Origin of the sequence: Cellulomonas sp. NPDC057328, from assembly GCF_042667215.1 — a bacterium.
In the GTDB taxonomy this organism is placed as follows: domain Bacteria; phylum Actinomycetota; class Actinomycetes; order Actinomycetales; family Cellulomonadaceae; genus Cellulomonas.
Genome location: NZ_JBHUZW010000102.1, coordinates 1 through 8,083 on the forward strand (window position 1 = coordinate 1; position 8,083 = coordinate 8,083).

The 8,083-nt window shown below is 70.1% G+C and carries 8 protein-coding genes; all 8 read left to right on the forward strand.

Annotated features, from left to right (window positions below; genetic code table 11):
• Nucleotides 1–117: 117 nt before the first annotated feature.
• Nucleotides 118–501, forward strand: a complete 384-nt coding sequence (locus ACFUMH_RS15235) for a heat shock protein transcriptional repressor HspR (protein WP_378207332.1) — start codon at nt 118–120, stop codon at nt 499–501.
• A gap of 247 nt (nt 502–748) precedes the next feature.
• Entirely contained in the window at nt 749–2,635 is a 1,887-nt protein-coding gene (locus ACFUMH_RS15240) for an AAA family ATPase (protein WP_378207297.1), read from the forward strand.
• A gap of 238 nt (nt 2,636–2,873) precedes the next feature.
• On the forward strand, nt 2,874–3,101 hold the full coding sequence (locus ACFUMH_RS15245; protein ID WP_378207300.1) for a chemotaxis protein CheW: 228 nt from the start codon (nt 2,874–2,876) through the stop codon (nt 3,099–3,101).
• A gap of 508 nt (nt 3,102–3,609) precedes the next feature.
• Nucleotides 3,610–3,855 carry a glutaredoxin-like protein NrdH gene (nrdH, locus tag ACFUMH_RS15250; RefSeq protein WP_378207303.1) on the forward strand — a complete coding sequence of 82 codons (246 nt, stop codon included), beginning with the start codon at nt 3,610–3,612 and terminating at the stop codon, nt 3,853–3,855.
• 196 nt (nt 3,856–4,051) lie between these two features.
• Nucleotides 4,052–4,468: a class Ib ribonucleoside-diphosphate reductase assembly flavoprotein NrdI gene (gene nrdI / locus ACFUMH_RS15255; protein WP_378207306.1), complete on the forward strand. Its 417-nt coding sequence runs from the start codon at nt 4,052–4,054 to the stop codon at nt 4,466–4,468.
• Nucleotides 4,438–6,585: a class 1b ribonucleoside-diphosphate reductase subunit alpha gene (gene nrdE / locus ACFUMH_RS15260; protein ID WP_378207309.1), complete on the forward strand. Its 2,148-nt coding sequence runs from the start codon at nt 4,438–4,440 to the stop codon at nt 6,583–6,585. Before nrdI ends, nrdE begins: the two co-directional genes overlap by 31 nt.
• A 49-nt stretch (nt 6,586–6,634) precedes the next feature.
• Nucleotides 6,635–7,615 (forward strand): class 1b ribonucleoside-diphosphate reductase subunit beta, encoded by a 981-nt coding sequence (gene nrdF, locus ACFUMH_RS15265; protein WP_378207312.1) that lies wholly within the window; start codon nt 6,635–6,637, stop codon nt 7,613–7,615.
• Between the two features lie 58 nt (nt 7,616–7,673).
• Nucleotides 7,674–8,083, forward strand: a 410-nt coding sequence (locus ACFUMH_RS15270; RefSeq protein ID WP_378207315.1) for a hypothetical protein, incomplete at its 3' end; no start/stop codon positions are given.

Consider the following 8,083-nt stretch of genomic DNA (forward strand, 5'->3'; position numbering starts at 1 on the left):
GCCCACCCCCGGCGGGTGGGCGCCGCCGGCCCGGGCTCCGGGCACCGGGAGGAGGACCAGGTCGTGGACGACGACGCCAAGATCTACGTCATCTCCGTCGCCGCGCAGCTCGCGGGCATGCACCCGCAGACGCTGCGCCAGTACGACCGGCTGGGGCTCGTGCAGCCCGGCCGCACGCGCGGCCGCGGCCGGCGGTACTCGCACCGGGACATCCAGATGCTCCGCGAGGTGCAGCGCCTGTCGCAGGACGAGGGCGTCAACCTCGCCGGCATCAAGCGGATCCTCGAGCTCGAGGCCGAGGTGCGGCAGCTGCGCCGCCAGGTCGAGTTCCTGCGCACGCTCGTCGACCCGGGCCGGCGCGTGTTCACCGCCGACCCCACCGGGAACGTCGTGGCGGACCGCCGGCACCCGCTCGCGGAGCCGGTGCCCGCCCGCCGCACGGCCCGGTGGGTGCCGCGCCAGCTGGTCGCGGGCCCGTCGGCGCAGCGCCGCGACGGCTGACTTCCATCCACCGGGACCGCCCGACCGCGAACCCGCGATCGGGCGGGTCCGGCGTCCCTTCGCCTGCACGATCGCGGGTTCGCGGTGGCGGGTGTCCCACCGCGTGCCCGAGTTGAGGACACCCGTCGGCGGGGAGCGTCTGGGCCGATCGGGTGATCCGGGCGGCGTGCGGTGTCGCAATCGGACATACCGGACGACGATGGCCGGACCGCCGCGGTCCGCGGTCGCCGCCGGCGGTGCGTCCCGCGTGACCGCGCCCCCGACGAAGGGCCCGCCCGTGTCCGACGCCCCCGCCGTGCCGCCCGCACTCGGTCCTCACGACATCGCCGCCGACCGGGAGCGGGTGCGCCGCCGCCGGGTCGTGCGCCTGTGCGTCGTCGCGCTCGCGGTCGAGGCGTACGTCATCTGGGCGGCGGTCACCGGGCGCCCGCTCGTGGTGCTGCCCGAGGTCGACCCGCTCGTCGTCGCGCCGGTCGTCTTCTTCATCGCGCTCATCGCGCTCCTGCTCGGCACGCAGGTGGGTGCCGGCCGCTCGCCGCACGTCACCTACCGGCCGGAGCAGGTGGACGTCACGCTCGACGACGTCGTGGGCATCGACCCGATCGTCGACGACGTGCGCCGCTCCATCGACCTCTTCCAGACGCACCGCCGGTTCGCCGACCAGATGGGCGGCACCCCGCGCCGCGGCCTGCTGTTCGAGGGCCCGCCCGGGACGGGCAAGACGCTGACCGCCAAGGCGATGGCCGCCGAGGCGGGCGTGCCGTTCCTGTTCGTCTCCGCGACGAGCTTCCAGTCGATGTACTACGGGGCGACGGCTCGCAAGATCCGCACGTACTTCCGCGCGCTGCGCACCGCCGCCCGCAAGGAGGGCGGCGCGATCGGGTTCATCGAGGAGATCGACGCGATCGCCCTGCGCCGCGGCGGGCTGCTCGGCATGCAGGAGCGGGCCGCGTTCGTGACGGTCCCGTCGACGCATGCGCTGCTGACCGGCCACGGGACGGGCGTCGTGCGCGACGCCATGGTCTCGGAGGGGACGGGCGGCGTCGTCAACGAGCTGCTCGTGCAGATGCAGTCGTTCGACGAGCCGGTCGGCCTCGACCGCGTCGTCAACCGGCTGATCGCCGCGGTGAACCTGCTGCTGCCGTCGCACCGCCAGCTCAAGCAGCGCAAGCCGGTGCGGGCGCCGATCCTGCTCATCGCCGCGACCAACCGCGCCGACCACCTCGACCCGGCGCTGCTGCGGCCCGGCCGGTTCGACCGCCGCCTCACGTTCAACCCGCCCGACGCGCACGGCCGCCGCGCCCTCGTCGACCACTTCCTCGCGCGCCGCGCGCACCACCCGGAGCTCGACGAGCCCGCGCTGCGCGACCGCGTCGCGGCGGCGACGAACGGGTGGACGCCCGTCATGGTCGAGCACCTGCTGGACGAGGCGCTGGTCAACGCGCTGCGCCGCGGCGACTCGGCGATGCGGTACGTCGACGTCGAGCACGCGCGCATCACCGAGCTCGTCGGCATCGGGCACCCCGTGACGTACACCGCGCAGGAGCGCACGCTCATCGCGACGCACGAGGCCGGGCACGCTGTCACGGCATGGCTCGTGGCGCCGAACCGCACGCTCGAGGTGCTCACGATCGTCAAGCGGGGGAGCGCGCTGGGCCTGCTCGCGCACGGCGACTGCGAGGAGGTCTACACGCGCACGACGTACGACCTGCGTGCGCTCGTGCAGATCGCGATGGGCGGCATGGTCGCGGAGGAGCTGTTCTTCGGGCAGACGACGACGGGCCCGGCGTCCGACCTCGCGGCGGCGACGCGCACGGCGGCGCAGATGGTGGGCGCGGCCGGCATGACGGGCTCGCTGGTGTCGTTCGCCGCCATGGACAAGGACCTCGTGTCGTCGGTCATCGGCGACCCGCTGGCGCGCACGCAGCTCGAGGACGTGCTCGACAGCGCGCGGGCGACCGTCCGCCGCCTGCTCGCGAGCAACCGCGACCTCGTCGAGGCGCTGCGCGACGCGCTGCTCGAGCGGTACGAGCTCATCGGCGAGGAGATCACCGGCGTGCTGGAGAAGGCCGTCGCGGACCGCCCCGACGGCGTCCGCCCGGTGCCGCCGGCGGAGCACCTGCGCATCGCCTGACGCGCACGGCCCACGGACCCGGCGCCACGGCGCCGGGCGGGATGCCGGTCCCCGTCCCCGGCACGGGACGCGGGGCCGGCATCTCGTGCGTCGGGGCCCGGGGGCGCCGCCTCGGCGTGCGGGTGTGAGCGGACGCACGGGACCTTGGACCCGTGCGTCATCCCACCAGGTGAGACAATGGAGGGGCCGGTGACCCCGGCGCCCAGCAACCCACCCGCGCCTACGAGGAGCGTCCGCCGTGTCCGTCCTGACCCTCACCCGCCGACCGTCCACCCCGCTGCCCGTCCGCACGCGCCTGCGTCACCTGCGCGAGACGGTCCGCTACGCGCCCGCCCCGTACTTCGAGGGCGGCCTGCGCCGGCGCCTGCGCTTCGTCGGCTACGTCGCCGGCAGCGTCCTGCTGTGGACCACCCTCACCCTCGTCGTCCTGACGGGCCTCGGCCGGGCCCTGGCGACGATCGGCTGACGCGCCCGTCGCACGTCCCGCACGAGCCGCCCCCGCACCGCCGCGGGGGCGGCTCGCGGCGTCCCGGGGGTCGCCACGTGCGACTCGCCGCCCGACGCGCCGGGCCCGTCGCGGGTGCTATCCGGACATCCCGCCCACATCGCCTGTGGACGGCCGTGGGGGTGTCGCCCGCACGGTTGTGGACGACTGTGGGCGACGCGTCGGCGTGTCGGTGGGCGGGTGTACGAAGGTGCACGTCAGGGGCTCGCGGAGCCGTCCACAGGCGGTGCACGACCCCGGCCACAGGGTGAAAAACGACACGTCTGTAACACAACACCTAGTGGTGTTGGCGCTGTCAGACCCCAGGTGTAGTGTCTAGATCGACGGTTCGCCCCCACGCACTCGTGGTCGGCGGACCCCCGGCAGGGACCGCTCGGCGGCCCGCGCGCCAGGGGTCCGGCACGGCTCGGGACGCGGTCGGCGGGGCCGTCAGGGGACATCAGCCACACGAGCATCGAGGGACATCGCGATGACGATCACGGTCTACAGCAAGCCGGCGTGCGTGCAGTGCACGGCGACCTACCGCGCCCTCGACAAGCTCGGGCACGACTACACGGTCGTCGACATCTCCGAGGACGCCGACGCCCGCGACTACGTCATGTCGCTCGGCCACCTCCAGGCGCCCGTCGTGGTCGCCGGTGGCGAGCACTGGTCGGGCTACCGCCCCGACCGCATCAAGGCGCTCGCGGAGCAGCTGGCCGGCCAGGTCGCCTGACGCGACGCCCAGCGGTCGGTGCGCACCCGCGCCGATCCACGGACGCCCCGGGTCGGCGCCGGTCACGAACCGCGTCGGCCCGGCGGGCACTCCTCGGTCCGGCGGCCTCGGCCGCCGGACCGCAGCACGTCCACCGCGCGGTGAGGGTCGCCGCGGCATGCCCGGGAACGGTCGAGACAGGGAGAGGGGCCCCGCCATGGCGTCGCTCGTCTACTTCTCCTCCGCCTCGGGCAACACCCACCGCTTCGTCGAGAAGCTGGGGGTGCCGGCGCAGCGGATCCCGCTGAGGCCGACCGACCCCTTCCTGCGCGTCACCGAGCCGTACGTGCTGATGCTCCCCACCTACGGCGGGGGCAACGGCGAGGGCGCGGTGCCGCGGCAGGTCGTCAGGTTCCTCAACGACGAGGGCAACCGTGCCCTGATCCGCGGCGTCGTCGCGGCAGGCAACACGAACTTCGGAGCGGCGTACTGCATCGCGGGCGACATCGTGGCCGCGAAGTGCCACGTGCCCTACCTGTACGCGTTCGAACTCATGGGAACAGCCGAGGACGTCACGCGCGTCCGCGACGGATTGGGACGATTTTGGCAGCGACGGTCGCAGATACCCGCGTAGAGCTGACGGGGCTGGACTACCACGCCCTCAACGCCATGCTCAACCTGTACGACGCGGACGGCAGGATCCAGTTCGACAAGGACCGGGAGGCGGCGCGGCAGTACTTCCTGCAGCACGTCAACCAGAACACGGTCTTCTTCCACGACCTGGAGGAGAAGCTCGACTACCTCGTCGAGAACAAGTACTACGACCCGGCCGTCCTCGCGCAGTACGACCGCGAGTTCGTGAAGTCGCTGTTCCAGTACGCGTACTCGAAGAAGTTCCGCTTCCAGACGTTCCTCGGCGCGTTCAAGTACTACACCTCGTACACGCTGAAGACGTTCGACGGCAAGCGGTACCTCGAGCGCTTCGAGGACCGCGTGACGATGGTGGCCCTCGCGCTGGCGGAGGGGGACCAGGACTTCGCGACCAACCTCGTCGACGAGATCGTCTCCGGGCGCTTCCAGCCGGCGACGCCGACGTTCCTCAACCTCGGCAAGGCGCAGCGCGGCGAGCCCGTCTCCTGCTTCCTGCTGCGCATCGAGGACAACATGGAGTCCATCGCGCGCGGGATCAACTCCGCCCTGCAGCTGTCCAAGCGCGGCGGCGGCGTGGCCCTGCTGCTCTCGAACATCCGCGAGCACGGCGCGCCGATCAAGCACATCGAGAACCAGTCGTCCGGCGTCATCCCCGTGATGAAGCTGCTCGAGGACTCGTTCAGCTACGCCAACCAGCTCGGCGCGCGCCAGGGCGCCGGCGCGGTGTACCTGCACGCGCACCACCCGGACATCTACCGCTTCCTCGACACCAAGCGCGAGAACGCGGACGAGAAGATCCGCATCAAGACGCTCTCGCTCGGTGTCGTCATCCCGGACATCACGTTCGAGCTGGCCAAGAAGAACGAGCCGATGTACCTCTTCTCGCCGTACGACGTCGAGCGCGTCTACGGCGTGCCGTTCGCCGACGTGAACGTCACCGAGAAGTACTACGAGATGGTCGACGACGCGCGCATCCGCAAGACCAAGATCAACGCGCGGGAGTTCTTCCAGACCCTCGCCGAGATCCAGTTCGAGTCCGGCTACCCGTACGTGATGTTCGAGGACACGGTCAACCGTGCGAACCCCATCAAGGGCAAGATCACGCACTCGAACCTGTGCTCGGAGATCCTCCAGGTCGCGACGCCGTCCACCTTCAACGAGGACCTGTCGTACGCCGAGGTCGGCCGCGACATCTCCTGCAACCTCGGCTCGATGAACATCGCCCTGTCGATGGACTCGCCGGACCTCGGCAAGACGGTCGAGACGGCGATCCGCGCGCTCACCGCGGTGTCCGACCAGACGGACATCGAGTCGGTGCCGTCGATCAAGCGGGCGAACGCCGGCGGCCACGCCATCGGCCTCGGCCAGATGAACCTGCACGGCTACCTCGCGCGCGAGCGGATCCACTACGGGTCGGACGAGGGCCTCGACTTCACGAACATCTACTTCTACACGGTCGCCTACCACGCGATCCGTGCCTCGAACCTGCTCGCGCAGGAGCGCAAGGCGTCGTTCTACGGCTTCGAGGACTCGAAGTACGCGACGGGCGAGTACTTCACGAAGTACGTCGAGAAGGAGTGGACGCCCCGCACGGCCCGCGTCGCCGAGCTGTTCGCGGCCGCCGGCGTGCACATCCCCACGCAGGACGACTGGCGTGAGCTGGCCGCCCTCGTGCGCGAGCACGGCCTGTACAACCAGAACCTGCAGGCGGTCCCGCCGACCGGCTCGATCTCGTACATCAACCACTCGACGAGCTCGATCCACCCGATCGCGTCGAAGATCGAGATCCGCAAGGAGGGCAAGATCGGCCGCGTGTACTACCCGGCGCCGTTCATGACGAACGACAACCTGGAGTACTACGCCGACGCCTACGAGATCGGCTACGAGAAGATCATCGACACGTATGCCGAGGCCACGCAGCACGTGGACCAGGGCCTGTCGCTGACCCTGTTCTTCAAGGACACCGCCACCACGCGCGACCTGAACAAGGCGCAGATCTACGCGTGGAAGAAGGGCATCAAGACCATCTACTACATCCGGCTCCGCCAGCTCGCGCTCGAGGGGACCGAGGTCGACGGGTGCGTCAGCTGCATGCTCTGACGCCCCGACACCCGAGCGACGTGACGACGAGGAACCGAGGAACGACATGATGAGCCCCACGGGCAAGCTGAAGCTGGTCGACCGCGTGTCGGCGATCAACTGGAACCGCCTCCAGGACGAGAAGGACCTCGAGGTCTGGGACCGCCTGGTCGGCAACTTCTGGCTGCCGGAGAAGGTGCCGGTCTCCAACGACATCCAGTCCTGGGCCACGCTCACCGAGGCCGAGAAGACGATGACGAGCCGCGTGTTCACCGGCCTGACGCTCCTGGACACCATCCAGGGCACCGTCGGCGCGGTCAGCCTCATCCCCGACGCGCTGACCCCGCACGAGGAGGCCGTCTACACGAACATCGCGTTCATGGAGTCGGTGCACGCCAAGTCGTACTCCTCGATCTTCTCCACGCTGGTCTCCACCAAGGAGATCGACGAGGCGTTCCGCTGGTCGGAGGAGAACCAGAACCTGCAGCGCAAGGCCGCGATCGTCCTCGAGTACTACCGGGGCGACGAGCCGCTCAAGCGCAAGGTCGCCTCGACGATGCTCGAGTCGTTCCTGTTCTACTCGGGCTTCTACGCGCCGATGTACTGGGCGTCGCGCGCCAAGCTCACGAACACGGCGGACCTCATCCGCCTGATCATCCGCGACGAGGCCGTGCACGGGTACTACATCGGCTACAAGTTCCAGAAGGGCCTCGAGCTCGTCTCGCCGGCCGAGCGCGCGGAGATCAAGGACTACACGTTCAACCTGCTCTTCGAGCTGTACGACAACGAGGTGGAGTACACCCAGGACCTCTACGACGAGCTCGGCCTCACCGAGGACGTCAAGAAGTTCCTGCGCTACAACGCCAACAAGGCGCTGATGAACCTCGGCTACGAGGCGCTGTTCCCGCGCGACGAGACGGACGTCAACCCGGCGATCCTGTCCTCGCTCAGCCCGAACGCGGACGAGAACCACGACTTCTTCTCGGGGTCCGGCTCGTCGTACGTCATCGGCAAGGCCGTCAACACGGAGGACGACGACTGGGACTTCTGACGGTCGCCGCTGTGCAGGCGGTGAGGACTTGGGACACGGAGCCGGCGGAGGTGCGCAAGTGGCAGCGAGCGCAGTTGTTGACGTGGAGCGGGATAGGCAGGGCGTGCTGAACTCGCTGTCGTCGGTGGATCTGGCGGTGGACAGCGTGCTGGCTGGTTTGCCGTCGACGGAGCGGATGCTGGAGGGCGTGCTGGGTTCGCTGTCGTCGGTGGATCTGGCGGTGGACAGCGTGCTGGCTGGTTTGCCGTCGACGGAGCGGATGCTGGAGGGCGTGCTGGGTTCGCTGTCGTCGGTGGATCTGGCGGTGGACAGCGTGCTGGCTGGTTTGCCGTCGACGGAGCGGATGCTGGAGGGCGTGCTGGGTTCGCTGTCTTCGGTGGATCTGGCGGTGGACAGCGTGCTGGCTGGTTTGCCGTCGACGGAGCGGATGCTGGAGGGCGTGCTGGGTTCGCTGTCGTCGGTGGATCT